The sequence below is a fragment of the Rhodovarius crocodyli genome, from assembly GCF_004005855.1.
Taxonomy (GTDB): Bacteria; Pseudomonadota; Alphaproteobacteria; order Acetobacterales; family Acetobacteraceae; genus Rhodovarius; species Rhodovarius crocodyli.
This window is the reverse complement of the sequence record NZ_SACL01000014.1, coordinates 1-23,790: the sequence shown is the minus strand read 5'-3', so window position 1 is coordinate 23,790 and position 23,790 is coordinate 1. Positions and strand designations below refer to the sequence as shown.

Here is a 23,790-nt window from a genome sequence, read left to right as displayed (position 1 = left end):
ACACAAGGAAGACGTCCATGTTCAACCGCCGCATGCTGCTGGCTCTCGCCGGCACCGGGATCGCTTTGCCCGCCGTTGCCCAGCCCATCACCGTCACTTTGGTCGTGCCGTTCTCACCCGGCAGCGTCGTGGACATCATGGCCCGCGGCTTCGCGGACCCGTTCCGCCTGGCACTCGGCGCCGGCGCCAATGTGCCGGTGCTGAACCGCGAGGGGGCGGGCGGCGGCGTGGGGGTCGCGGCCGTGGGCCAGGCGCGGCCGGACGGCACGACCATCGCCTTCGCGCCGTCGGGCATGATCACCACCCTGCCGCATCTGGTGAACGGGCTGCCCTATCGTTTCGAGGGCTTCGAGGCGATCTGCCAGAACTTCGAGAACATCTTCGTGCTGGCCGTGGGCGCGCAGTCACCCTATCGCGACCTGGCGGGGATGCTGGCGGCCGCCCGCGCGCGCCCGGAGACCGTGACCTGGGGCGATGCCGGCGTCGGCACGGTGGGCAACCTGATCGGTCGCCAGCTGGAGCAATTGGCCGGGGTGAAGATGTCCCCCGTGCCTTACCGCAACCAGGGCCAGATGATGCTGGACGCGCAGTCCGGCGCGCTGGATGCGGCCATCACCACCTGGGCCACGGTGCGTGAGAGCGGGTTGCGCGTGCTGGGTGTCGCCGCCGATGCGCGCCAGCCGGCCATTCCGAATGGCCCCACCTTCGGCGAGCAGGGGCTGAACGTGACGCTGCGGGGCTTCGGTGGGCTGTATGCCCCACGCGGCCTGCCGCGAGAGGTGGCGCGGCGGCTGGAAGTGGCCTGCCTGGAGGCGGCGGCGAGCCCCGCCTATCGGGAGGCGATGGAACGCATCGGGCAGGTGGTGGCGCCGCTGGGGGCGGAAGCCTTCGCTGTCAGGCTGCGGGATGAGGAGCGGGATGCGAAGGGGATGATTGAGAGGCTTGGATTAAGGGCGCCTTGATCTTCTTTTTCTGAAGAAAAAGAAGCAAAAAGACTTTTCGAGTTTGCCGGAGGTGAGGGTTTCGCTTCACCTCCGGCGGCATATACAACTAAAAAGAATATATACTTATAAAAACAACCTCTCTCCCCGCATCCCCTCATACATCGACGCCACCTGTTCGCCATAACCGTTCCAGATGCGGGTCGGCACGCGCTCTCCGCTGCCGATCAGGCGTTCGCTGGCCTGGCTCCAGCGCGGGTGCGGCACTTCGGGGTTCACATTGGCCCAGAAGCCGTATTCCTGCGGCTGGATGGTGCCCCAGAACGTGTCGGGGCGCTGTTCCTGGAAGTTGATCCGCACGATCGACTTGCCGGATTTGAACCCGTACTTCCAAGGAAACAACACGCGGATGGGGGCGCCGTTCTGTGCCGGCAGCGGGTTGCCGTACATGCCGACCGCCATGAAGGACAGCTCGTTCCCGGCCTCCTGGATCGTGCAGGCCTCGGTATGCGGCCAGGGGTACCAGCTCTGCCGCAGCCCGGGCATCACGCTGGGGATGGAGGCGGTCTGGAAGGCGAGATACTTCGCGCTGGCCATGGGCTTCACCACGTCCAGCAGCGCTTTCAGCGCGAAGCCGGACCAGGGCACGGTCATCGCCCAGGCCTCGACGCAGCGCAGGCGCAGAACCCGCTCCTCGATCGGCATCATGCGGATCAGGTCGTCGATCTCGAACTCGCGCGGGTTCTCGACCAGGCCCTCGACCTTCAGGCGCCAGGGGCGGCGGGGCATGCGCTGGGCGTCGCGCGCGATGCCCTTATAGGTGCCGAATTCATAGAAATTGTTGTAGTTGGTCGCCTCGCGCTCGGCCGTGATGGCCCGGCCGCCGTCGAAGGCCGCGTTGCGCGTATGCTCGGGCAGGGGCGGGATGGCGCCGGTCTGGGCCAGGGCGGGGCCCGCCGCCAGCAGCGCGGGCGCGCCCATCAGCGCGCGCCGGTTCAGGACGAACTCGCGCGGGGTGACGGCGCTTTCGGGCAATGCCCAGCCCTTGCGGCGGATGATGTTCATGCGGAAGGCCCCTTTCCTGTGGCGAGCATATGGGGAGCGGCGGCCGGGGCGCCAGCACCCAGGCGCCGCGCATCGAGAGAACGCGCCAGCGCCCAGAGGATGAACGCGCCAGCCGGCACGACGATCACTTCCAGCAGCGGATTTCGCGCCACCGCGACCGAGCCCAGCCAGGACAGGAACAGGCCCAGGCTGAACACCGGCAGGCTGTGCCGGCCGATCATGCCCAGCGCCGCCGACAGCCGCGTGCCGGTCCAGGCCGCGGCGCGCGGCACCAGCGCCGCCACCAGATAGGCCAGGCTGAGGGCGTGCAGGGCCCGCAGCGGCGCCAATTGCTCCTTGCCCACCAGCCAGCCGGGCAGGGTGCCCGTCACCTTCAGCACGGTGCCCAGCGCCACGATGGCCAGGGCGCCCGCCACCAGCCGCCGGTCGGCGGTGACCGCCCGCCCGGTGAACAGCACGCGTCGCCCGAACCAGGCGCCGAGCAGGAACAGCGGCACCCACCCCGGCGGGCTGAAGGCGAAGCTGGTGCCCCCGAGCGCGGGCAGGTCCGCCGGCAGCAGCTGCGCCGCCACGTACAGGGCGGCGGGCATCAGCAGCGCCCGCGCCTCGAACCGTGCGACCAGCCACAGGAAGGGCAGCAGGGCCGCCATGCCGATCAGGAACATGGGCAGGATGCCCATGAAGGGCGGCTGATAGACCAGCAGCGTGCCGCCCAGCGCCGCCAGCACCGGGTGGCGCATCGCGTAATCCCAGCCCGGCGTGCCGAGCCAGGCGGCACCCGCGGTGACCATGGCGCCGAAACCCAGGAACACCACCAGATGCATGCGCCACAGCCGGGCGAAGCGCACCGCCATGTCCCGGCAGGCGGCGGCGAAGCCCTGGCGCGCCTGCTTGTAGAGGAACACTGAGCCCAGCCCGAAGCCCGAGAGAAAGACGAATTGCTCAGAGCTGTCCGAGACGCCCCAGGCCGCATGGATCAGCCAGCCCCCCACGAAGCCGCCGGCGATGTGAGAGGCGAAGATGGACAGCTGCAGCCAGCCGCGGATGGCATCCAGCCGGGCATCGCGGCCCGGCGGCTTCAGCGGGGGCGGCATGGGCGGGGGCGGCATGAGGGGGGCCGCGCTCATGCCCGCACCAGCCGGGCGGGCAGCAGGGCCGGGATCTCTCGCCGGTGCAGCCACACCAGGAAGCCCGCGACGAGGAAGGTGAAGCAGGCTTCCTTGAACAGCACCGCGCCGTCGCCGTAGGGGTCGATGCCGATCGGGCCCAGCGTGTGCAGGAAGATCGCCCCGCCCATCAGCCCCATCGTCATGAAGGCGCCGAACAGACGGCTGGGCTGGTTCAGCACCAGGGTCGCGGCCGCGATTTCCAGCAGCGCCACCGTCCAGCGGATCGCGGCCTCATGCGCGGGCAGGAACAACCAGTCGGCCAGGGGCTGGAACACGCCCTGCACCGAGCCCTCGGCGCCGTTCAGCTTGAACTGCTCGTAGTAGAAGAATTCCCAGGCGATCCAGCCGGCGGCGAGCCAGGAGACGGCACGGGCGAGGCGTGGATGCCCGAAGGGCAAGGTGGGATGCATGGCGAAACCCCCGGTTGATGCCGGTTCTTCGCCCGCCATCGCATGGAGGTTACGCGATCACCGTGGCCCGATGCGAATCATGCCTGACGCGGCGCCTCGGTTCTTCCTCCGACAGCGGCGGTGCCGGCTCGGCCAGCACGACGCGGTCGCGCCCCGCCCGTTTCGCGGCATAGAGCGCCAGGTCCGCCTCCCGCAGCATCTGGTCGATGCCCGCCCCGGCACGGGGCAGGGCGAGGCCGATGCTGACCGTCACGCTCAACGCCAGGCCGGGATGCAGCGGCACGCGCGTGGCGCCCACCGCCTGGCGCAGCCCTTCCATCAGGGCCTCCGCCGCCTCGGGGTCCGGGATCAGCAGGGCGAATTCCTCCCCGCCGAGCCTGGCGGCAAAGCAGGCAGCCTCCTTCAGCCGTTCGGCCAGGGCCACCAGCATGGCGTCGCCGCTGTCATGGCCATGGGTGTCGTTCACCGCCTTGAAATGGTCGATGTCGAGCAGCGCCAGCGCGGCGCCGGGCGCGCGCCGGGCTTCCTCCAGCAGGCGCCGGCGGTTGGGCAGGCCGGTCAGGGCGTCGGTCGTCGCCTGCTCGATCAGGGCGCGCTGGGCGTGCAGCAGCCTCTCGGCCGCGCGCAGCCGGGCCGTCAGCTCGATGACGGAGGGCGGCTTGAACACGAAGTCGTCCGCGCCCGCGTCCAGCGCCTCCGCGACATGGGCATCGTCGAGGCTGGAGGACATGGCGATGAGATAGAGCGGCGGCCGGCAGGGGCGGTTCAGCAGCCGGGCATGCCAGCACAGCTCCATCCCCGGCATGCCAGGAAGCTCGAAACTGGTCAGCAGCAGGTCGATGGAGGGGTCCGCGCGCAGCGTCTCCAGCGCGTGCAGGCCATGGCCCTCGACCACCACGGCATGCCCCGCGGTCTCCAGCATGGCCCGGACCAGGCGCTGGACCAGGCGCCCGGGCTCGACCAGCAGAATCTTCATGGGCTCCCTCGCTTCGCCGGCCTGAATGCGGCCGGATTAGCGGGGAGGGTGTTGACCAATCCTTACCCGGCGGCGGCGCGGATGCGGAACAGCGCCTCCTCATCGCCCAGCGCCGCCAGCACGGCGTCGATCGGCGGGGAGACCAGCGTGCCGGTCAGCGCGGCCCGCAGCGGCTGGGCCACCGCGCCGAGCTTCACGCCCTCGGCCTCGGCGAAGGCCTTGATGCGGGCTTCGAGGCCCGTGCGCGACCAGTCGCCGCCGGCCAGCGCGTCGGCCAGCCGGGTGAGGCGCGCGCGGCCTTCCTCGTTCAGCTGGCCCTGGGCCTTCGCGTCGGGCAGGGGCGCGCCATGGCCCAGCGCGAACTTCGCGCCCTCGGCCAGCTCCAGCACGGTCTTGGCGCGTTCCTGCATGGCGGGCATCAGCGCGGTGATCCGCGCCTCGGCCACCGCATCGGCGCCCAGGCGCGTGCAGACATCGGCGGCCAGCCGGGCGGGGTCCGCCTGGCGGATATAGACGCCGTTGATGTGCATCAGCTTGGCGTAGTCCATGCGGGACGCGCCGCGGCCCACATCGGACAGGTCGAAGATCTGCTCCGCGCGCTCCTTCGGCACGATCTCCTCGTCGCCATGGCCCCAGCCCAGGCGCAGCAGCGCGTTCAGCGCCGCCTCGGGCAGGATGCCCTGGTCGCGCCATTCCAGCACGCTGACGGCGCCGTGGCGCTTGGACAGCTTGGCGCCGTCCGCGCCATGGATCAGCGGGATATGGGCGAAGCGCGGGCGCTCCCAGCCCATGGCGTCGAACACCAGGCACTGGCGGAAGGTGTTGGTCAGGTGGTCGTCGCCGCGGATGACATGGGTGATCTCCATGTCATGGTCGTCCACCACCACCGCATGCAGATAGGTGGGCGTGCCGTCGGAGCGCAGGATGATCAGGTCATCCAGCTCCTCGTTCTTCACCTCGACGCGGCCCTGCACCAGGTCCTCGACGACCATCGTGCCCTCACGCGGGGCCTTGATGCGGATGGCGAAGGGCTTGCCCTCCTGCTCGGGGCCGGGGGTGCGGTCGCGCCAGAAGCCGTTGTAGCGGGGCGGGCGCTTCTCGGCCATCGCGGCCGCGCGCATGGTGTCCAGCTCCTCGGCCGTCTCATAGGCGCGATAGGCGGCACCCTTGGCCAGCAGCTCATGCGCGACCTCGGCGTGGCGGGCCTCGCGGGTGGATTGCAGCACCGGCTCACGGTCCGGCGACAGGCCGAGCCAGGCGAGGCTTTCCTTGATCTGTTCGACCGCCGCCTGGGTGGAGCGCGCCTTGTCCGTGTCCTCGATGCGCAGCAGGTACTCGCCCCCGTTCTTGTGGGCGTAGAGCGCGTTGAAATAGGCGGTGCGGGCGCCCCCCACATGCAGGAAGCCGGTGGGGGAGGGCGCGAAGCGGGTGCGGACGGTCATGGCGCCGGTATCGGTCGGCCGGGCCGGTTCGTCCAGGGGTTTGCAGGGGGGCAGAGTCGCAAAAACGGCCGCCCAGAAAATTGTGGACGACTCGTAAACGACTCGGGCGCAGAAACTCGCGACTCGGGACTTGTGACTTGACTCGGATTCGGGTGAAAACTGGTGGGTGGCGCACGCATGGGTTGCATCCCCCTCTGCCGTTCTGGGGCAGGCCGGTATTCCGGCCCGCGGTCGCGCGCGCCTGACTTCCACAATAATCGAGATTTTCCAGGTCGTTCTGGGTGCCCAGCACGGACGATGGCTGCTGTGGCTTCCGGTTGCAATGGGCGCTGGCGTGCTCGGCTATTTCGCGCTGGACCGTGAGCCGCCGCTCTGGCTCGGGCTGGGCGGCATGGCGCCCGTCGGCCTGGCCCTGTGGCTCGCGCCGCGACGCCCCGGCGCGGCCTGGCTGCTGGGCCTGCTGGGCGCGGCCTGGCTGGGCTTCGCCTTGGCGGGGCTGCACAGCGCCCGCATGCCGGGGGCGCTGGAATTGCCGCGCACCGCCGTGCGCGCCGAAGGCGTGGTCACGCTGGTCGAACCCTTGCCCGAGGGGCTGCGCGTCACCCTCTCGGGCGCCACCTGGCCCGGTCAGGCGGACCCCGCGGCGCGCCTGATCCGCGTGCGGCTGAAGGCCGATGACCCGCTGCGGCCGGAACCCGGCCAGCGCCTGGCCGTCCGCTCGATGCTGCGCGCCCCCTCCGCCCCCACCCATCCCGGCGCCTGGGATTTCCAGCGCGCGGCCTGGTTCACGGGGCTCGGCGCCTCGGGCTATGCGCTCGGCCGGGCGGAGGTCCTGCCCGGGCAGGGCAGCGCCCCCGCCCTGGCCGGCACTAGGCGCGCCATGGAGGCACGCATCGCCGCCGCCCTGCCGGGCGCCGCCGGCGCCGTCTCGGCCGCGCTGATCACGGGCGGGCAGTCGGCCATTCCGCCCCAGGCCATGGCCGCGATGCGGGACAGCGGGCTCGCGCATCTGCTCTCCGTCTCCGGCCTGCACATGACGATCGTGGTGGGGCTGGTCTATGCGGTGCTCCGGGGCGGGCTGGCCCTGTGGCCCTGGCTGGCGCTGCGCCTGGACGTGAAGCTGCCCGCGGCGCTGGGCGCCCTGGCGGCGGGCGGCTTCTATCTGGTGCTGTCGGGCAACCAGATCCCGATGCTGCGCAGCTTCGCCATGGCCGCCCTGGTCACGGCCGCGCTGCTGGCCGGCCGGCGGGCCATCACCCTGCGCGGGGTAGCGATCGCCGCGCTGGTGGTGCTGCTGCTGGACCCCTCCGCGATCCTCGGCCCTTCCTTCCAGATGAGCTTCGCGGCCGTGCTGGCGCTGGTCGCCGCCCATGAATGGTGGCGCCCGCGTGCCAAGGTGCCGGAGAACCCGCGCTGGTGGCGCCGCCCCGCGCTGATCCTGGCGGGCATGCTCATGACCTCGCTCATCGCCGGGCTGGCCACCATGCCGTTCGGCCTCGCGCATTTCGGGCGGCTGCAGCTCTACGGCGTCGCCGCCAACATGCTGGCCGTGCCCGTCACCAGCTTCCTCGTCATGCCGGCGGGTCTGGTTGCCGCGCTGGCCATGCCGCTGGGGCTGGAGGGCGTGCCGCTGGCCGTCATGGGCTGGGGCGTGGAGCTGATCCTGGCCATCGCGCGCGCCGTCGCCTCCTGGCCCGGCGCCACCATGGCCGCCGAGCCTCTGCCTGCCTGGGGCGCGGCGCTGGCAGCACTCGGCCTGTGCTGGCTGGCGCTGTGGCGTGGCCGGCTGCGCGCCCCGGGCCTGCCCATGCTGGCGCTGGGCCTGATGGCCGGCGCCCTGACGCCTTCGCCCCATGCGCTGGTCTCGGCCGATGGGCGGCTGGTCGCGCTGCGGGCCGGCGGGGATGTCTTCGTCCATCGCCACGGCAGCGCCTCCCGCTTCGTGCAGGATGCCTGGCTGCGCAGCTGGGCCGAGGACGCGGCGCGCCCGATGCCCGGCATCGGCGGCCCGCCGGGCCTGGCCTGCGACGAGGCGGGCTGCCGCCTGGCGGAACGCATCGCGCTGCTGCGCCCGGCTGCCCCCGCCCCGCGCGGGCGCCAGCGCGCCGCGGCACCCGAGGCCCCCTGCGGCCGCGCGGCGCTGATCATCTCGCCCGAGCCCGTGCGCGGTGACTGCGCGGGCAGCCGGGTGATCGACCGCTTTTCCGTCTGGCGCGACGGCGCCCATGCCGTGTGGCTCTCGGCCGATGGCGGTGTGCGCGTCGTCAGCGACCGCGCGCATCGTGGCGACAGGCCATGGGTTCCCCCGCGGCCCTCGCCGCGCTATCAGGCCGACTCCCTTCCGGTCGCGAGCATAGAATAGCGGCCGCTCCCCTATACTGGCGCTCATCCCATGCGCCCGAGGTTCCGCCCGTGCTTCCGCTCGTTGCCATTCTCGGCCGGCCCAATGTCGGCAAGTCCACCCTGTTCAACCGCCTCGCGCGGCGGCGTATCGCCATTGTGGACGATACGCCGGGCGTCACGCGTGACCGCCGAGAGGTCGAGACCGAGATTGGCGGCCGCAAGGTGCGCCTGATGGACACGGCGGGCCTGGAGGAAGCGCCCCCCGAGACCATCCCCGGCCGCATGCGCCAGAGCACGGACACCGCGCTCGACATGGCCGATGTCGTGCTGCTCGTGATCGACGCGCGCTTCGGCCTGACGCCGGTGGACAAGACCTTCGCCGACATCCTGCGCCGCGCCGGCAAGCCCGTGATCCTCGTCGCCAACAAGGCCGAGGGCCGCGCCGGCGCCGCCTCGGCCATGGAGGCCTATGAGCTGGGCCTGGGCGACCCGCTGCCGGTCTCGGCCGAGCATGGCGAGGGCTTCGGTGAGCTGCACGAGGCCGTGGCCGAGGCGCTGGGCCCCGACGAGAACGCGCGCGACGACGAGGATGAGGAGGAGGACACGGCCAACCGGCCGTTGCGCCTGGCCATCCTCGGCCGCCCCAATGCCGGCAAATCCACCCTGCTGAACACGCTGGTGGGTGAGGAGCGCATGATCACCGGCCCCGAGCCCGGCCTGACGCGCGACGCCATTCCGGTGGAATGGCATGACGGCGTGGGCCCGGTGCGGCTGGTCGATACCGCGGGCCTGCGCCGCAAGGCCCGCGTGAACGAGAAGCTGGAGCAGCTCTCGGTCTATTCCTCCATCGAGGCGCTGAAGCAGGCCGAAGCCATCATCCTGGTCCTCGACGCGCAGCTGGGCATGGAGGAGCAGGACATCCGCATCGCACGCCTGGCGGAGCGCGAGGGCCGCGCGCTGATCATCGCGCTGAACAAGTGGGATGCCATCGAGGACCGCCCGGCCGCGCGCAAGAGGCTGGACGATACGCTCACCGCCTCTCTCGCGCAGATGAAGGGCGTGACGGTCGTGCCCATCTCGGCGGCCAACGGGCGCGGCGTGGACAAGCTGATGCCGCAGGTCCGCAAGGTGGTGGAGCTGTGGAACCGCCGCGTGCCGACCGGCGCGCTGAACCGCTGGTTCGAGGATGCGCTGGAACGGCACCAGCCGCCGCTGGTCTCCGGCCGCCGCCTCAAGCTGCGCTATGCCACCATGCCCAAGGCGCGGCCGCCGACGATCATCGTCTTCGGCACGCGCGCGGAGCAGACCCCGCTCGACTACCAGCGCTATCTGGTGAACAGCTTCCGCGAGGCCTTCGGCATGCCGGGCGTTCCCATCCGCCTGAACTTCAGGGGGACTGAGAACCCGTTCGCCGAGGAGGATTAGCCTTCTCGCCGGCAGGCTGTTTCGCGCCGCGCCGCTGAAGCTCGGGCGGCAGGCCTTCCTCCAGCACGGTCTCGGTCTTTTCGCGGTCGTTCTTGGGGTGGCCCTTGGCATCGCTGCCGCTGGGCTTGGTCGGCTCATTCGCCATGGCATTCTCCTTGCGGGAAGAACGCCGGGGCGAGGCTCAGGTTACCGGCATCTGGATCGCGGCCAGGGTCGCGCGCAGCAGCACCAGCTCATCCAGCATGTCGGCCGAACTGGCGGCCTGGATGCGGGAGATGGGCTGGAAGCGCAGCAGCCGGTGCGGCCCCGCGGCCAGAACGGGCTCGATCTGCGGGAAGGGCGCCTCGGGCTGTTCCTTGACCACGCTGATCAGCACGAAGTTGAAGTGCCGGCCGATGGCGTTCAGCAGCACCGACATTTCCTGGAAGTGGCGTTCGGCCTCGCCGTCTTCCTCGATGACCTGCAGCAGCAGCTTGTTGCCCACGCCGCGCATCGCGTCCTGGAAGCGCTGGACGCAGCGGGCCATGTACTGCTGCCCGGCCTCGGTGGACATGTCCGCGCTGTGCAGGATGCAGGGGGCGCCGTGGCGCTTCTCCAGCTTGCGGTTGCGGCTCTGGTACCAGGCGGGGTTGGGGCGGTCGGCGGGGTTGATCGTCTCCCAGCCATCCGGGTCCAGCAGCGGCGCGAAATCCTCGCTCAGGATGTCGGTCACCATTTCGGGCGTCGCGGAGAGCCAGTCGAAAGGGCCGCTCCAGCGCCGCATGCCGAAGCGGCGCAGCATGGAGGAGGTGTAGCCGGTGCTGCCCAGGCTCAATACCTGGGGCGAATGGGCGCCGCCGTAATGCGGATGCAGCATCTGCGCGCGCACCGCGTCCATCGCGGTGGCGACGTGGCGCTGGTACCATTCATTGCTGCCGATGATCATCGGCATGAACTTCAGCAGGAATTCGTCGGGGCCCTGGACCAGGAAGTCCTGGAAGCGCTCGTTCTTCCAGTAGGCGATGCCCTCGGCGCCGCAATCGCGGCCCAGCAGCGCGCGGAAGCAGCCGTTGATCATCTCCGCGAAGAGATCCTCGTCGCTCATGCCCAGGCTGCTGATGGTGGGCGCCTGCGAGGCGCTGGGGCCGAGGCGCATGGCGATGCGGCTGACCGTCTCGGACAGCGCCTTGTCCAGCGGTACTTCACGCATGCGCGCGATCAGGCGCGGCAGCTCGGTACCATAGTCGCGGGGGGAGAGATCCTGCCCGGTCATGCCCCTTACGGCGCCCGTCAGCAGGGAAAGGGCGAGGGCAGGGCCCTCGGGCACGGGCGGGGCGCTGCGCGCCTCGTCCGGGCCATCGGCGCGCACAGGCGCCGGTTCCGGCGTTTCCGCCGGAACGGCGGCGGGAGCCATATCCTCTCCCGCCACCTGCTCGCTCACCGCGAGTAGAACTCGACCACGAGGTTCGGTTCCATCTGCACCGGGTAGGGCACGTCGGAGACCTTGGGGGCGCGCACGAAGCGGCCGCGCATCGCGCGGTGGTCCACCTCGATGTATTCCGGCACGTCGCGCTCGCCGCTCTGGGCCGCGTCCAGCACCATGGTCAGCTGCTTGGACTTTTCCTTCACCTCGATCTGGTCGCCGTCCTTGACGATGTAGGAGGCGATGTTCAGGCGCTTGCCGTTCACCAGCACATGGCCGTGGTTCACGAACTGGCGGGCGGCGAAGGGGGTGACCGCGAGCTTCATGCGGTACACGACGCAATCCAGGCGGCGCTCCAGCAGCTCGATCAGGTTCTCCGAGGTGTCGCCCTTACGGCGCACGGCCTCTTCGTAGTACTTGCGGAACTGCTTCTCACCGATGTTGCCGTAGTAGCCCTTGAGCTTCTGCTTGGCCATCAGCTGCACGCCGAAGTCGGTCGGCTTGTTCTTGCGGCGCTGGCCGTGCTGGCCGGGGCCGTACTCGCGCTTGTTCACCGGGGACTTGGCACGGCCCCACAGGTTCACGCCAAGGCGGCGGTTGATCTTGTACTTGGATTCTGCGCGCTTCGTCATGCGACACGTCATCCGCCCCTAGTCGGAGGCGGCCTTCTTCATCAGGCGGTATGGCAGGAGCCACCGCGGGTTGTCCCGGTAGTCCCGTACAGGTGGTATAGCACCACCGGAACGGGCGTGCCGCACACAGTTTCGCGCGAAGTGGCGAAGGTCTTGTGCGGCCGCTTTCCCAGGAATGGTGGGGCGTATAGGCGGGCAGGGCGGCTTTGTCAAAACCGGCTTGCCAAACGGCGGCGGCGGGTCCAGTGGCAGCGCATGGTATCGCGCGAAGACATCCTGATCCTGGGCCTTTCGGCCGGCGTTGTGGGCAGCCTGGTGGGCGGCCTGATGCTGGGTATAGGGCTGGGGCTGGTCGTGAACAACGTGCATGCCGGCTGGGTGCTGGTGCTGCCCGCGGCCCCGGTCGCCGGGCTGCTCGGATATGTGCTGGCCCGCAAGGTGGCGGCGAAGCTGTGAGCGCGCAGCGCCACCTCGGCCGCTGCCATTGCGGCGCCGTGCGGTTCGAGGCGGTGCTGGTCGACGGCTTCGATTCCATCCGCCGCTGCACCTGTTCCTATTGCCGCATGCGCGGGGCCGTGGTCGCCATGGCCGAGATGGGGGGCGTGACCATCCTGGAAGGCGAGGAGGCGCTGACCACCTATCGCTTCCACACCGGCACGGCGCAGCACTTCTTCTGTTCGCGCTGCGGCATCTACACCCATCACCAGCGCCGTTCCGACACCAGCCTCTATGCGGTGAATGTCGCCTGCCTTGAGGGGGTGAGCCCCTTCGACTTCGCCGAGGTTCCGGTGATGGACGGGGTGAACCACACCAACGACACCGGCCAGCCCACGCGCCGGGCCGGCACGCTGCGCTTCACGCCGGCCGACTAGTCAGCGCCATCAGCTCATCCAGCCCCTCGGCGCTGGCCAGCAGGGCGGCCTTCTCGGCACGGCTCAGCGCGGCACTACGCAGGCATTCGGCCTCGCCGGCCTTCAGCATGCCGGTCAGCAGCGGCACGTCCGGCGGCGCGCCCCGGCGGCGCGGGGGCGGCAGCATGGCGCGGTGTGCCTGCAGCAGGGCCGGGTCATCGGCCAGGCGGCGCACCGCATCCATCTCCGGCGGTTCCGGTGCCGCCCGCAGCTCGGCCGCGCGGCGCAGCAGGGCGGGCGGGGCCACATCCTCCTCGATGTCCAGCACCCTGAGGCCCGAGGCATCGCGCGCCGTCAGCCCCGCCAGCGGCACGGCCAGCAGCAGGCCGAGCGTGACCGGCGTGGTCCAGGCCGCGAGCCAGGGCGACACCAGCCAGGACGCCACCCCGAACACCGCCCCCGCCAGGGTGTGCGGCCAATAGAGCCGCCACAGGTCGCGCCAGGGCAGGTGCCCGTCATCGCGCCGCTGCGGCCGCCAGCCGCCGTCGCGCCCGGACAGGATGGAGAGCACGTCCATGCTCTGCGACAGCATGGTGACCGGCGCCAGAAGGGCGGCCACCACGCTTTCCAGCAGCATGCCGCCCGCCTGGCGCAGGCTGCGGATCGCCAGCAGCTTCGGCAGGAACAGCAGCGCCATGGTGCCGATGAACAGCCACATGGCGCGGATGGGGTCCACCACCGGCCATTCGGGAAACAGGGAGCGCCCGTTCGGGAAGTAGTTCAGCTGGCGGTAGCGTGCCTCCAGCGCGCTGGCCACGCCCACCAGCAGGAACAGCGCCCAGAGCGGCGCCGTGAGATAGGATCCGATGCCGGAGAGCAGATGCAGCCGGCTGATCGGGTGCAGCCCGCGCGCCGGCAGCACCGCCGCATGCTGCAGGTTGCCCTGGCACCAGCGCCGGTCGCGCACCGCCTGGTCGGGCAGGGATGGCGGGGTTTCCTCATAGCTGCCGCGCAGGCCCGGCACCATGTGCACGGCCCAGCCGGCGCGCCGCAGCAGGGCGGCTTCCACGAAGTCGTGGCTCATGATCATGCCGCCGAAGGGCGCGCGGCCCTTGAGGTGCGGCAGCCCCGCATGCCCGGCGAAGGCACGGGTGCGGATCATGGCGTTGTGGCCCCAGTAATTGCCCTCTGCTCCATGCCACCAGGCGATGCCCTGGGCGATCACGGGGCCATAGAGGCGGCCGGCGAACTGCTGCATGCGCGCGAGCAGGGAGCGCCCCTGCACGATCACCGGCAGGGTCTGGATCAGCCCGACATCCGGGTGGCGCTCCATGGCGGCGGCCAGCCGCACCAGCGCCTCGCCCTCCATCAGGCTGTCGGCATCCAGGATCAGGAATTGCGGATAGGCATCGCCGAAGCGCGTCACCCATTCGGCGATGTTGCCGGCCTTGCGCTCGGTGTTGGCGGTGCGGCGGCGATAGAAGATGCGCTGCTCATCGCCGGTCAGGCGGCGCAGCTCCAGAAAGGCCGCTTCCTCGGCCACCCAGGCGTCGGGGTCGGTGGTGTCGCTCAGGATGAAGATGTCGAAGTGCTCCATCGCGCCCAGGGCGGACAGGCTCTCGTGCATCGCCCGCAGCCCCGCCATCACGCGGTGCGGCGGCTCGTTGTACACGGGCATCAGCAGGGCCGTGCGGGTCGCGGGCACCGGCATGGGGCCGGCCATGACGCCCAGCCGGTCCACCCCGCCGCTGCGCATCGCCCAAAGCCCCGCCATGGCGCTGGTGAAGGACAGCGCGACCCAGGCGAACAGCACCACGAACAGCGCCAGCGTCGCGATCTGCAGCGCCGTCGGCCGGGCGATGTCAAGCACGAGCGCCATCTGCCAGGTCGCGAAGGCGGTCAGCGCCACCGCGCCGCCCAGCACGGCGAAACGCCGCCCGGCCATGCCGGGCGGCGAGGATGCGGGCGGGGCGGGGCGCGGCTGCGCGGCGGAGAGCGACTGCGCCGGCATGGCCAGCGGCGCGGGCTCCGGCAGCGCCATCCAGCGCGGCTTCAGGCCGTCCATCGATAGAGCCATGTCTCGCTGAGCGGCTGCTCGCCGGTCTTGAGCACGGCGCGCAGCTCCGACAGGCGGGCGCTGCCGGGGGCGAGTTCGAAATGCACCCGCCAGCCGCCGGTCTCGGGGTTGGGCTGCACGACGGGGTTGCGGATCTCGCCCTGGCTGGCGCTGACCTCCAGCTGCGGCAACTCCGCGTCCGGCACGCTGGCCGCGCGGCCGCCCTGTACGTCGAGCACGAACAGCCGGCCGCTGCGGCCAGCGGCGCCGGCGCGGAAGGCGGTGAAGCGGGCCAGGTCGCGGTTGCCCTGCCAGTCCGGCAGCCAGTGCAGGCGATAGACCAGATTATACTCCTGGCGGGCCTTCAGCGGTTCCTTGGGGCGCCAGTGGGCCACGATGTTGTCGTGAACCTCGCTGTCGGTCGGGATCTCGACCAGCTGCACGGCGCCCTCGCCCCAGTCGCCGATGGGTTCCACCCACAGGCTCGGGCGCTTCTCATAGGCGGCTTCCAGGTCGTTGTAGTTCACGAAATCCCGGGCGCGCTGCATCAGGCCGAAGCCGCGCGGGTTGGTCTCGGCGAAGGTGCTGACCTGGAGCTCACGCGGGTTGTGCAGGGGGCGCCACAGCTGTTCCCCGCGAGAGGAGGCGATCAGCAGCCCGTCGCTGTCATGCACGGCGGGGCGGTAGTCATCGATGCCGCCGCGATCATTGGGGGCGAACTGGTACATGCTGGTAAGCGGCGCGATGCCCACCGCGTCGATATCGGTGCGCGGATACAGGCTGGCCTGCACATCCATCAGCGTGTCCGCCCCGGGGCGGATGGTGAAGCGGAAGGCGGCGGCGGCACTCGGGCTGTCCAGCAGGGCATGCACCACGATGGAGCCCGCGCCCGCCGCCGGGCGTTCCAGCCAGAAGGACTTGAACAGCGGGAACTCCTCGCCGCGCGGGTCGGCGGTGCGGATGCCCAGGCCCCGTGCCGACAGCCCATAGCGCAGGTCCTTGCCGACCGCGCGGAAATAGGAGGCACCCAGGAAGGCGCAGACCTCGTCCATCACATCCGGGCGGTTGATGGGCGCGTGCAGGCGGAAGCCCGCATGGCCGAAATCGGCGGGCGGCGCCTCGCCCTCGGGCAGGGTGAAGTTGGAGGGGTCATAGGCGATGGGCCGCGCCTTGCCGCCGCTCACCTCGAACAGCTCCACCTTCTCCCGGTACAGGAAGCCGCGGTGGAACAGCTGGGCGCGGAAGCCGGGCGGGCCGTCGCGCCAGATGGAGCGTTCGGGCCGGAAGCGCAGCGCGCGATAGGCGTCGTAGTCGGTCTGCGCGAAGCGGCGGGGCAGGGTGGTGTCAGGTGCCTGGAACGCCTTGCGCGCCAGCTCACGCGCCTGGGCGCGGACGGTGTCCTCGCCGAAGGGCGTCTCGCCCTGGGGCATCTGCTGGGCCGACATGCGGCCCATGCCCGGCATGTTCAGAAAGGCAGCCGAGCCGGCGAGGACCGACAGCGCGTGACGGCGTTGCACCTAGCACCTCCGTTGCAGGAGCGGACGGGTTGCCCGCAGCCCTGTAACGAACCGTTCGAGGAAAGGTTACGCTGCGATGCGATGACAGATCCGTTTGTCTACGCCTTCCAATCATTCAGGAAGGTGAAGGCCTTCTCCAGCACATGCGGCGTGTGCCGGCCGCGCGGGTTGCGCATCGCCTCCTCGACATAGCCATGCAGCGCCGGGCGGAGATCGGGATGCGCGCAGCGCTCGATGATGACGGCCGATCGCTGCTTGGGCGACAGGCCGCGCAGGTCGGCCAGCCCCTGTTCCGTCACCAGCACCTGCACGTCGTGTTCGGTGTGGTCCACATGGGTGGCCATGGGCACGATGCGGGACGTGCCGTCCTTGGTGACGGAGGGCGTGACGAAGAAGGACAGGTAGCCGTTGCGCGCGAAATCGCCCGAGCCGCCGATGCCGTTCATGATCGCGCTGCCGCGGATATGGGTGGAGTTCACGTTGCCGTAGATGTCGGCCTCGATCATGCCGTTGATGGCGATGATGCCCAGCCGCCGCACCACCTCGGGGTGGTTCGAGATCTCCTGCGTGCGCAGCAGGATGCGTTCCCGGTAATAGTCCAGGTCGTCGAGCAGGATCTTCTGCCCCTCGCGGCTGAGCGAGAGCGCGGTGGCGGAGGCATGCACCATCTTGCCCGAGCGCAGCAGCTGCAGCATGCCGTCCTGGATCACCTCGGTGAAGGCGGTCAGCCCCTCGAAGGGGCCGGCGTCGAGCCCTGCCATCACGGCGTTGGAGACATTGCCCACCCCCGACTGGATGGGCAGCAGCGAGGGCGGCAGGCGGCCGCGCTTCACCTCATGGGCCAGGAATTCCAGGATATGGCCCGCGATCGCCTCCGAGGTCGCATCGGGGGCGGTGAAGTTGATGCCGCGATCGGGTTCGTCGGTGTGCACGATGGCGATGATCTTGGACGGGTCGCAGCGCAGGAAGCTGTCGCCGATGCGGTCCCGCGTCTCCAGGATCGGCACGGGCTTGCGGTGCGGCGGCAGGGCGGTGCCGTAATAGACGTCATGCATGCCGGCCAGCCGCGCATCCATGCCCGAGTTCACCTCGATGATGACCTTGTCCGCCAGGTCCAGCCAGGTCTTGTTGTTGCCGACCGAGGTGGAGGGCACCAGGCTGCCGTCGGCATTGATGGCCGTGACCTCCACCAGCGCCACGTCCAGCTTGCCCAGGAAGCCGAACCAGGCGTGCTGAGCGACATGGGACAGGTGGATGTCCATGTATTCCAGCCGGCCGGCGTTGATGTATTCGCGGCAGGTGGGGTCGGACTGATAGGGCAGGCGCATCTCGATGCCGTCGACCTTGGCCATGGCGCCGTCGAGCTCGGGCGAGGTGGAGGCGCCGGTCCAGATGCTGACCTTGAAGGGGTGGCCGGCCGCGTGCTCGGCCTCGATACGCGCGGCGAGCGCGGTGGGCACGGCCTTGGGATAGCCCGCGCCGGTAAAGCCGCTCATGCCGATGGTGGTGCCGGGGGCGATGAGGGCGGCGGCCTGGGCGGCCGTCATGATCCTGTCCTGCAGCCCGGGGGCGAGGATGCGCGGATGACTGGTCATGCGTGTGGGCTTTCCTGAACGCAGAAGGGGGCAGCCCTGTCGCCAGGACCACCCCCTCCCATCTGAACCCGCCTAGTGCGGGTCGTTACGTAAACGGTGCAGGAATTCGGCTGTGCGCGCAACCCGGGGGCCGCCGGCCTAGCCCCGCAGCGTGGCCCCGGTCGCCTTCGTCACGGCGGCCACCAGCTTCTGGCAGGCGGCCTCGATCTCGGCATCGGTCAGCGAACGCTCACGCGGCTGCAGCGTGGCCTGAAGGGCGAGGCTGACCTTGCCTTCGGGCAGCTTGTCGCCGGCGTAGCGGTCGAAGATGACGACGTCGGTGATCAGCGCCTTATCCGCCGCGCGGGCCGCGCGCAGCAGGTTCTCGGCCGGCACCTCGGCATCCACCAGGAAGGCGAAGTCACGCCGCAGCGGCTGGAAGGCCGGCAGGTCGGGCACCGACTTCTTGCGCTTCTTGGGCTCGGGCACCGCATCGAGGAACACCTCGGCCACCACGGCCGCACCGGCCAGGCCGAGCTTGGCGCGCAGGGCGGGATGCACCTCACCGAACTGGGCCAGCACGTTCTTGCCGGCGCGCAGCACGCCGGAACGGCCCGGGTGGTAATAGCCCGGCGCATCGGTGCTGACGGTCACACCCTGCATCGAGACACCCAGCGCCTCCAGCACGGCCTGGGCATCGCCCTTGGCGTCCAGCGCGTCCACCGGGCGGGCAGGGGCGGCCCAGCTCAGCGGGGTGGCGCCGATGCGCACGGCGACCGCGATGGTCTTCTGGCCTTCGGCGCCGGGGCTGACATAGCCGCCGCCCACTTCGCTCAATGCCACATCCGCGAAGCCGCGCGCGGCGTTGCGGGCGGCGGCCGTCAGCAGGCTGGCCGCCGGCGTCGGGCGCATCTGATCGAGATCGGACGCGATGGGGTTGGCCAGGGTCAGCGCCGGGTCACCGCCGCCGAACAGCTTGGCGGTCGGGCCGTCGATGAAGCCGTAGGTCACGTTGTCGAGGCAGCCGCGCGCGGCGAGCGTGCGGCGCGCCAGCTTCTCGCGCACCTGCTTGGCCGAGAGCGCGGGCGCGGCGACGGCCGCTACCACGGGCAGCGACACGGCCGGGATGGAATCGAGCCCGCCGAGGCGCAGCACTTCCTCCACCAGATCGGCCTCGGCCTCCACCGCCTCGCAGCCCTCGCGCGCCTTGGCCGCGCGCGCCGCGTCCAGCCCGGGGGCTTGGTCGAGCGTGATGGCGGCCGCGATGTCGTTGCGCCAGGACGGCACTGCCACCGTCACGCTGGTGGCGTTCTCGCCCAGCGTGGTGAAGCCGAGCCGGTTGAGCCGGGCCACCGCCTCATCGCGCGAGATCGCCTGCCCGCCGAGACCCGCCAGGCGCTCAAAGCGCAGGGTCGCGCTGCGGCGCCAGGACGGCTCGGTGCCGGCCTCGGAGATCTCGGACGCCTCGCCGCCGCAGAGTTCCAGGATCATCTGGGTGGCGAGTTCGAGGGCGGTGCGCGGCAGGGCCGGGTCCACGCCGCGCTCGAAGCGGGCGCGTGCCTCGGTGAAGATGTTGTGCCGACGGCCCGACAGCGCGATGCGCACGGGGTCGAACACCGCGCACTCGATGAAGCATTCGGTCGTGGTCTCGTCGCAGCCCGTGGGCTCGCCGCCCACGATGCCGCCCAGGGCTTCGGCGCCTTGCGCGTCGGCGATGATCCCGTCCTCGGGCGTCAGCGCATAGGTCTTGCCGTTCAGCGCCTCCAGGCTCTCGCCCTCACGCGCCATGCGCATGGTCAGCGTGCTGCCCTTCACCTTCGCCACGTCGAACACGTGCAGCGGGCGGCCCATGCCGAAGGTGAAGACGTTGGTCACGTCCACCAGCGCGTTGATCGGGCGCTGGCCGATGGAGACCAGCCAATCCTGCAGCCATTGCGGCGAGGGGCCGTTCTTCAGTCCCCGCACGGCGCGGCCCAGCACCCATTCGCAGGCGCGCGGGTCCTCGACCTGCCAGGCGAGCGGGGAGGGATAGGCGGGCTTGATGGCGGGCACGGTGATGGGCTTGAGCTTGCCGAGGCCGGCAGCGGCCAGATCGCGCGCGATGCCGTGCACCGACAGCGCGTCGCCGCGATTCGGCGTCACCTTGATCTCGATGATCGGGTCGTCGAGCTTGGCGTATTCGACATAGGGCGTGCCGATCGGCGCGTCCTCGGGCAGTTCGACGATGCCGTCGTGGTTCTCGCCCAGCGCCATCTCGCGCATGGACAGCATCATCGCCTCGCTCTTCACGCCGCGGATCTCGCCGGCCTTCAGCGTGATGCCGGTGCCGGGCACGAAGGCGCCGGGCAGGGCGGCCACGCCGATGAGGCCAGTGCGCGCGTTGGGCGCGCCGCACACGACCGAACGCTCCGTGCCGTCACCGATATCCACGCGCAGCTGGCGCAGGCGGTCGGCGTTGGGGTGCTGCACCGCCTCGATCACGCGGGCGATCACGAAGGAACGCAGCGGGGCGGCGCGGTCCTCGATGCCCTCGACCTCGATGCCGATGCGCGTCAGCGTCTCGGCGATGGTCGCGGTGTCGGCGGTGGTTTCCAGATGGGCGTGCAGCCAGGAAAGCGGGAACTTCATCTCACACGCCCTCGTGCAGGGAGGCAGGGGAAAGCGGGCTCGAGCCGTAATGGCGCAGCCAGCGCACATCGCCTTCATAGAAGGGGCGCAGATCGGGGATGCCGTGCTTCAGCATGGTGATGCGCTCGATCCCCATGCCGAAGGCGAAGCCCTGCCACTCACGCGGGTCCAGGCCGCAATTGGCCAGCACGCGGGGGTGGACCATGCCGCTGCCCAGGATTTCCAGCCAATCGCCGCCGCCGCCGAGCTCCCCGGTCTTGCGCGACCAGCCGATGTCCACCTCCATCGAGGGTTCGGTGAAGGGGAAATAGGAGGAGCGGAAGCGCACCGGCAGGTCGGCGATGCCGAAGAAGCTGCGCAGGAAATCGGTCAGGCAGCCCTTGAGGTGGCCGAGCGTGATGCCGCGGTCGATCACCAGCCCCTCGACCTGGTGGAACATCGGGCTGTGGGTGGCATCATGGTCGGCGCGATAGGTGCGGCCCGGGGCGATGATGCGGATCGGCGGTTCCTGGCCGATCATGGTGCGGATCTGCAGCGGGCTCGTCTGCGTGCGCAGCACCAGCGGGCGGCCGTCGGGGCCGGTGCCGGGCATGTAGAAGGTGTCTTGATCCTGCCGCGCGGGGTGGTGATCGGGGATGTTCAGGGCCGCGAAATTATACCAGTCGCCCTCGATGTCCGGGCCTTCGACCACGGAAAAACCCATCGCGCCGAAGATGGCCGTCAGCTCGTCGATCGTGCGGTTGATGGGGTGGATGGCGCCCTGCACGGCGGGGCGGGCGGGCAGGGACATGTCCTGCTTCTCGGCCGCGAGGCGGGCGTTCAGCGCCGCTTCCTCCAGCACCGCCTTGCGGGCTTCGAGGGCGGCCTCGACACGCGCGCGCACCGCGTTCACGGCGGCACCGCGGGCCTTGCGTTCCTCGGGCGGGATGGCGCCCAGCGTCTTCAGCAGGCCGGTGACGGCACCGCTCTTGCCCAGGGCCGCGACGCGCACGGCGTCCAGCGCGCGCAGGTCGGGGCTGGCTGCGATCTCCGCCTCCGTGGAGGCGGCGAGTTGGTCGAGATCGTCGGACATCAGCGGAGCCTTTTCGGCGTGGCCATCTGGGGCACAAGACAAAAAAAGCCGCCCCCCGTTGCCGGTGGGCGGCCCATCAGACCCCTGGACAGGGGTTCGATTAATTAGGCGCGGGCCGCCTTGGCTTTTTCCACCAAGGCCGCAAACGCCGCCGGCTCGTCATAGGCGAGCGCGGCCATCACCTTGCGGTCCATCTCCACGCCGGCGGCCTTCACCGCGGCAATGAAGGTGGAGTAGGTCATGCCGTGCTCACGCACGGCCGCGTTGATGCGCTGGATCCACAGGCCGCGGAACTCACGCTTCTTAACGCGACGGTCGCGATAGGCGTACTGAAGCGCCTTCTCGACGCGCTCGAGAGCGGGACGGTAATTCGTGGAAGAACGGCCCACATAGCCCTTGGCGAGCTTCAGGACCTTCTTGTGACGGGCGTGGGCGGTAACGCCGCGCTTGACACGTGCCATGGTTCAAACCCCTCCGATTACCGGCTCAGCCCGTAGGGCAGCCACTGCTTGACCGTCTTCGCGTCCATCTCGGTCAGCGTCTGGCTGCCCCGGTTCTGGCGCTTGGCCTTCTGGGAGCGGTTGCGCAGCATGTGGCGCTTCTTGCCCGGGCCGGCGAGAACCTTGCCGGTGCCGGTGATCTGGAAGCGCTTCTTAACGCTCGACTTCGTCTTCATCTTGGACATTGGGCCCTCCTCGTGGCGGATGCGCCCCCTGAAGGCCCCGAGAGGCCGACCGCACGATTGCGGCGGGGACGAGCGTCACCGGCCGGGCTGTCCAGGGCCTCGGCGCGGTGGCGGGCGTATAGCGGGGTGAGGGGAGGGCGTAAAGGGGCCGTCATGAAACCAGCCACGCGCCCGCCGCATGGACACAGAATAGGCCCGGTGCGACGCTGCCGGAAGCCAGCCAAGGGAGAAGGCGCGTGATCGAGCTGTGGACCTGGGATACGCCCAACGGGCGCAAGATTTCCGTGGCCCTGGAGGAAATGGGCCTGCCCTATACGGTGCATGCCGTGAACATCGGCAAGGGCGAGCAGTTCAACCCGGAGTTCCTGTCCTTCTCCCCCAACAACCGGATCCCGGCCATCCGTGACCCGGAGGGGCCGGACGGCAAGCCCATCACGGTGTTCGAGAGCGGGGCCATCCTCCTCTATCTGGCCGAGAAGACCGGCAAGTTCCTGCCGCGCGACCTGCGGGCACGGATTCCCGTGCTGGAATGGCTGATGTGGCAGATGGGCGGATTCGGCCCCATGCCCGGCCAGGTGCATCATTTCCTGATGCAGCCCGAGGGGCCGGCGCGCGACTATGGCGTGAAGCGCTATGGCGACGAGACCAAGCGCCTGTACGGCGTGCTGGACCGCCGCCTGGCCGGCCGCGACTTCGTGGCGACCGACGGTGCGCCCAGCGTGGCGGATTTCGCGATTCTCGGCTGGGCCTGGCGCCATGAGCGCCACCTGGTGCCCTTCGACGACCTGCCGAATGTGGCCGCCTGGTACGAGCGCATGATGGCGCGGCCTGCGGTTCAGCGCGGCTTTGCCGTCAAGTTGAACTGAGGGGTTTGACGACACGCGATGGGGCGGCTACATCCCGCCCCACGGAACGCATACGCCGTGTCAACTTCGTTCTCATCCCTGCGGAGGGGTGGCCGAGTGGCCGAAGGCGGCGGTTTGCTAAACCGTTATAGGGGGATAACCCCTATCGTGGGTTCGAATCCCATCCCCTCCGCCATTTTTCTAGCTAAATCAACGACTTGCTAAGCGCCCTTGGGCCGGATTTTTGGCGTTTTCGCTGTGGATAACTAGCCAGTGTGCCGGGGTCAGTGTGCCGGGGTAATTTGGAACACTGTTCCGATCTGGAGTTTTCGGGCGCCTTAGGGGCGAGTTCGGACTCGCCGTTCTCGGCAGTGTGCCGGGGTGATTCACCCCTTGCCGATATCCAGAACCGGCGACCATGCCGGACATGCGGCACCCCGCTACGGAGAGCTTTCAATGTTCGTTCTATCTGTCGCGCGCCATTCCGATGGTCCGCTCGTGGGCGTGGCCCACATGGCTCTGGTCGAGGAGGTGCGCATCCAGCGCGAGGCTCGCTTCCGCTTCGAGATACCAGCTGATGAAGCAGAAGGGGTGGAGAGGCTATTGGGCCTCAGCAGGCTCTTCGCCATCGGTGACGTGCCCCCCTGAGACTCCTCCAAAAATAACTGGAGTCCGCCCGACCCAAGGACGGACGAATGAAGCGATCACGGTTCACGGAAGAGCAGATCATCGGGATCCTGCGCGAGCAGGAGGCCGG

22 protein-coding genes and 1 tRNA gene are annotated in these 23,790 nt (G+C 69.9%); 8 read left to right on the top strand and 15 right to left on the bottom strand.

Annotated features, from left to right (window positions below):
* Window positions 1-17: 17 nt before the first annotated feature.
* A complete protein-coding gene (locus tag EOD42_RS23890; RefSeq protein ID WP_127790117.1) occupies window positions 18-962 on the top strand; it encodes a Bug family tripartite tricarboxylate transporter substrate binding protein in 945 nt (314 codons plus the stop codon).
* Window positions 963-1,067: 105 nt separating this feature from the next.
* Here the strand turns inward: EOD42_RS23890 and msrP are convergent, their stop codons facing one another.
* The 5 genes from msrP to gltX all read right to left on the bottom strand — a co-directional run bounded on the left by msrP (window position 1,068) and on the right by gltX (window position 6,003).
* Window positions 1,068-2,006 (bottom strand): protein-methionine-sulfoxide reductase catalytic subunit MsrP, encoded by a 939-nt coding sequence (msrP, locus tag EOD42_RS23885; RefSeq protein ID WP_127790116.1) that lies wholly within the window; start codon window positions 2,004-2,006, stop codon window positions 1,068-1,070.
* Complete coding sequence (opgC, locus tag EOD42_RS23880; protein WP_127790115.1) at window positions 2,003-3,133, bottom strand: OpgC domain-containing protein; 1,131 nt, start codon at window positions 3,131-3,133, stop codon at window positions 2,003-2,005. The genes msrP and opgC overlap by 4 nt, the downstream gene beginning before the upstream one ends.
* On the bottom strand, window positions 3,130-3,585 hold the full coding sequence (locus EOD42_RS23875) for a hypothetical protein (protein ID WP_127790114.1): 456 nt from the start codon (window positions 3,583-3,585) through the stop codon (window positions 3,130-3,132). The genes opgC and EOD42_RS23875 overlap by 4 nt, the downstream gene beginning before the upstream one ends.
* 49 nt (window positions 3,586-3,634) lie before the next feature.
* Window positions 3,635-4,561, bottom strand: coding sequence for a GGDEF domain-containing protein (locus EOD42_RS23870; RefSeq protein WP_127790113.1), 927 nt, complete (start codon window positions 4,559-4,561; stop codon window positions 3,635-3,637).
* A gap of 62 nt (window positions 4,562-4,623) precedes the next feature.
* Complete coding sequence (gltX, locus tag EOD42_RS23865) at window positions 4,624-6,003, bottom strand: glutamate--tRNA ligase (protein WP_127790112.1); 1,380 nt, start codon at window positions 6,001-6,003, stop codon at window positions 4,624-4,626.
* Between the two features lie 334 nt (window positions 6,004-6,337).
* Between gltX and EOD42_RS23860 the strand changes: the two genes are divergently transcribed.
* Window positions 6,338-8,365: a ComEC/Rec2 family competence protein gene (locus EOD42_RS23860; protein WP_240655274.1), complete on the top strand. Its 2,028-nt coding sequence runs from the start codon at window positions 6,338-6,340 to the stop codon at window positions 8,363-8,365.
* 50 nt (window positions 8,366-8,415) lie between these two features.
* Window positions 8,416-9,771: a ribosome biogenesis GTPase Der gene (gene der / locus EOD42_RS23855; RefSeq protein ID WP_240655273.1), complete on the top strand. Its 1,356-nt coding sequence runs from the start codon at window positions 8,416-8,418 to the stop codon at window positions 9,769-9,771.
* On the opposite strand, the gene EOD42_RS23850 is transcribed toward der, so the two are convergent.
* Genes EOD42_RS23850 through rpsD form a run of 3 tightly spaced genes read right to left on the bottom strand, consistent with a single transcriptional unit; the run spans window position 9,734 to window position 11,805 of the window.
* On the bottom strand, window positions 9,734-9,916 hold the full coding sequence (locus EOD42_RS23850; RefSeq protein ID WP_127790109.1) for a hypothetical protein: 183 nt from the start codon (window positions 9,914-9,916) through the stop codon (window positions 9,734-9,736). The two genes, der and EOD42_RS23850, sit on opposite strands and share 38 nt — an antisense overlap.
* Before the next feature lie 36 nt (window positions 9,917-9,952).
* Window positions 9,953-11,164 (bottom strand): DUF1796 family putative cysteine peptidase, encoded by a 1,212-nt coding sequence (locus EOD42_RS23845; RefSeq protein WP_127790108.1) that lies wholly within the window; start codon window positions 11,162-11,164, stop codon window positions 9,953-9,955.
* Window positions 11,165-11,187: 23 nt separating this feature from the next.
* Window positions 11,188-11,805, bottom strand: coding sequence for a 30S ribosomal protein S4 (gene rpsD / locus EOD42_RS23840; protein ID WP_127790107.1), 618 nt, complete (start codon window positions 11,803-11,805; stop codon window positions 11,188-11,190).
* Window positions 11,806-12,060: 255 nt separating this feature from the next.
* Here rpsD and EOD42_RS23835 point away from each other — a divergent pair, with 255 nt between their 5' ends.
* The gene (locus tag EOD42_RS23835; protein ID WP_127790106.1) at window positions 12,061-12,261 is read left to right on the top strand and encodes a hypothetical protein; all 201 of its coding nucleotides are present in this window, start codon (window positions 12,061-12,063) and stop codon (window positions 12,259-12,261) included.
* A complete protein-coding gene (locus EOD42_RS23830; RefSeq protein ID WP_127790105.1) occupies window positions 12,258-12,677 on the top strand; it encodes a GFA family protein in 420 nt (139 codons plus the stop codon). Before EOD42_RS23835 ends, EOD42_RS23830 begins: the two co-directional genes overlap by 4 nt.
* On the opposite strand, the gene mdoH is transcribed toward EOD42_RS23830, so the two are convergent.
* The 7 genes from mdoH to rpmI all read right to left on the bottom strand — a co-directional run bounded on the left by mdoH (window position 12,661) and on the right by rpmI (window position 22,188).
* Entirely contained in the window at window positions 12,661-14,721 is a 2,061-nt protein-coding gene (gene mdoH / locus EOD42_RS23825; protein ID WP_127790104.1) for a glucans biosynthesis glucosyltransferase MdoH, read from the bottom strand. The genes EOD42_RS23830 and mdoH overlap by 17 nt on opposite strands.
* Window positions 14,709-16,175 carry a glucan biosynthesis protein gene (locus EOD42_RS23820; protein WP_127790159.1) on the bottom strand — a complete coding sequence of 489 codons (1,467 nt, stop codon included), beginning with the start codon at window positions 16,173-16,175 and terminating at the stop codon, window positions 14,709-14,711. Before EOD42_RS23820 ends, mdoH begins: the two co-directional genes overlap by 13 nt.
* Before the next feature lie 152 nt (window positions 16,176-16,327).
* Window positions 16,328-17,824: an acetyl-CoA hydrolase/transferase family protein gene (locus tag EOD42_RS23815; protein ID WP_127790103.1), complete on the bottom strand. Its 1,497-nt coding sequence runs from the start codon at window positions 17,822-17,824 to the stop codon at window positions 16,328-16,330.
* 138 nt (window positions 17,825-17,962) lie between these two features.
* Entirely contained in the window at window positions 17,963-20,431 is a 2,469-nt protein-coding gene (pheT, locus tag EOD42_RS23810) for a phenylalanine--tRNA ligase subunit beta (protein ID WP_127790102.1), read from the bottom strand.
* 1 nt (window position 20,432) lies between these two features.
* The gene (gene pheS, locus EOD42_RS23805; RefSeq protein ID WP_127790101.1) at window positions 20,433-21,503 is read right to left on the bottom strand and encodes a phenylalanine--tRNA ligase subunit alpha; all 1,071 of its coding nucleotides are present in this window, start codon (window positions 21,501-21,503) and stop codon (window positions 20,433-20,435) included.
* A gap of 104 nt (window positions 21,504-21,607) precedes the next feature.
* Entirely contained in the window at window positions 21,608-21,964 is a 357-nt protein-coding gene (gene rplT, locus EOD42_RS23800) for a 50S ribosomal protein L20 (protein WP_127790100.1), read from the bottom strand.
* A 17-nt stretch (window positions 21,965-21,981) separates the two neighbouring features.
* On the bottom strand, window positions 21,982-22,188 hold the full coding sequence (rpmI, locus tag EOD42_RS23795) for a 50S ribosomal protein L35 (protein WP_127790099.1): 207 nt from the start codon (window positions 22,186-22,188) through the stop codon (window positions 21,982-21,984).
* Between the two features lie 236 nt (window positions 22,189-22,424).
* On the opposite strand from rpmI, the gene EOD42_RS23790 reads away from it, so the two are divergent.
* The 3 genes from EOD42_RS23790 to EOD42_RS23780 all read left to right on the top strand — a co-directional run bounded on the left by EOD42_RS23790 (window position 22,425) and on the right by EOD42_RS23780 (window position 23,681).
* On the top strand, window positions 22,425-23,054 hold the full coding sequence (locus EOD42_RS23790; protein WP_127790098.1) for a glutathione S-transferase family protein: 630 nt from the start codon (window positions 22,425-22,427) through the stop codon (window positions 23,052-23,054).
* 82 nt (window positions 23,055-23,136) lie between these two features.
* A tRNA-Ser gene (locus tag EOD42_RS23785) sits at window positions 23,137-23,229 on the top strand.
* A 260-nt stretch (window positions 23,230-23,489) separates the two neighbouring features.
* On the top strand, window positions 23,490-23,681 hold the full coding sequence (locus EOD42_RS23780) for a hypothetical protein (protein ID WP_127790097.1): 192 nt from the start codon (window positions 23,490-23,492) through the stop codon (window positions 23,679-23,681).
* Window positions 23,682-23,790 lie beyond the last annotated feature (109 nt).

Bases quoted from the DNA above. Each gene is read 5' to 3' on its own strand.
- EOD42_RS23820 (WP_127790159.1), bottom strand. From the start codon at position 16,175: ATGCCGGGCATGGGCCGCATGTCGGCCCAGCAGATGCCCCAGGGCGAG.
- EOD42_RS23845 (WP_127790108.1), bottom strand. From the start codon at position 11,164: ATGGCTCCCGCCGCCGTTCCGGCGGAAACGCCGGAACCGGCGCCTGTG.
- EOD42_RS23780 (WP_127790097.1), top strand. From the start codon at position 23,490: ATGTTCGTTCTATCTGTCGCGCGCCATTCCGATGGTCCGCTCGTGGGC.
- EOD42_RS23875 (WP_127790114.1), bottom strand. From the start codon at position 3,585: ATGCATCCCACCTTGCCCTTCGGGCATCCACGCCTCGCCCGTGCCGTC.
- EOD42_RS23850 (WP_127790109.1), bottom strand. From the start codon at position 9,916: ATGGCGAATGAGCCGACCAAGCCCAGCGGCAGCGATGCCAAGGGCCAC.
- pheS (WP_127790101.1), bottom strand. From the start codon at position 21,503: ATGTCCGACGATCTCGACCAACTCGCCGCCTCCACGGAGGCGGAGATC.
- rpsD (WP_127790107.1), bottom strand. From the start codon at position 11,805: ATGACGAAGCGCGCAGAATCCAAGTACAAGATCAACCGCCGCCTTGGC.
- msrP (WP_127790116.1), bottom strand. From the start codon at position 2,006: ATGAACATCATCCGCCGCAAGGGCTGGGCATTGCCCGAAAGCGCCGTC.
- EOD42_RS23815 (WP_127790103.1), bottom strand. From the start codon at position 17,824: ATGACCAGTCATCCGCGCATCCTCGCCCCCGGGCTGCAGGACAGGATC.
- EOD42_RS23835 (WP_127790106.1), top strand. From the start codon at position 12,061: ATGGTATCGCGCGAAGACATCCTGATCCTGGGCCTTTCGGCCGGCGTT.
- rpmI (WP_127790099.1), bottom strand. From the start codon at position 22,188: ATGTCCAAGATGAAGACGAAGTCGAGCGTTAAGAAGCGCTTCCAGATC.
- EOD42_RS23870 (WP_127790113.1), bottom strand. From the start codon at position 4,561: ATGAAGATTCTGCTGGTCGAGCCCGGGCGCCTGGTCCAGCGCCTGGTC.
- opgC (WP_127790115.1), bottom strand. From the start codon at position 3,133: ATGAGCGCGGCCCCCCTCATGCCGCCCCCGCCCATGCCGCCCCCGCTG.
- rplT (WP_127790100.1), bottom strand. From the start codon at position 21,964: ATGGCACGTGTCAAGCGCGGCGTTACCGCCCACGCCCGTCACAAGAAG.
- pheT (WP_127790102.1), bottom strand. From the start codon at position 20,431: ATGAAGTTCCCGCTTTCCTGGCTGCACGCCCATCTGGAAACCACCGCC.
- gltX (WP_127790112.1), bottom strand. From the start codon at position 6,003: ATGACCGTCCGCACCCGCTTCGCGCCCTCCCCCACCGGCTTCCTGCAT.
- mdoH (WP_127790104.1), bottom strand. From the start codon at position 14,721: ATGGACGGCCTGAAGCCGCGCTGGATGGCGCTGCCGGAGCCCGCGCCG.
- EOD42_RS23890 (WP_127790117.1), top strand. From the start codon at position 18: ATGTTCAACCGCCGCATGCTGCTGGCTCTCGCCGGCACCGGGATCGCT.